Source organism: Rhizobium ecuadorense (genome assembly GCF_001187535.1).
Classification (GTDB): Bacteria; Pseudomonadota; Alphaproteobacteria; order Rhizobiales; family Rhizobiaceae; genus Rhizobium; species Rhizobium ecuadorense.
The window spans coordinates 1-257 of the sequence record NZ_LFIO01001700.1 but is presented as its reverse complement, the minus strand read 5'-3'; the positions used below and the strand labels follow the sequence as shown (position 1 = coordinate 257).

Below are 257 nucleotides of genomic sequence, written 5' to 3'. Positions count from 1 at the left end.
CCTTTATGACGACAAGGATGTTGCCGCAGCGCAACCCTTCATGCCGAACTGGAAACCCATCTTCCAGGACGCGGTGCCGCGTCCTTCGGCGACGGCCAAAGTCAAGTACAATGAAGTGTCCTCGAAGTTCTGGACTGCGGTCCACAATACACTGTCCGGCAGCGGCTCAGCTGCCGAGAACCTTGAGCTTCTCGAAGCCGACCTGACGACCCTCAAGGGCGACGCCTGGTGACTATCGGGACCGGCGGCTGTCAAGC

General features: G+C 59.9%; 1 pseudogene. It reads left to right on the top strand.

Features of this window, described 5'->3' with window-relative positions:
• Positions 1-232, top strand: a pseudogene (locus AF337_RS33080) (ABC transporter substrate-binding protein); the annotation flags it as partial.
• Positions 233-257: the final 25 nt, after the last annotated feature.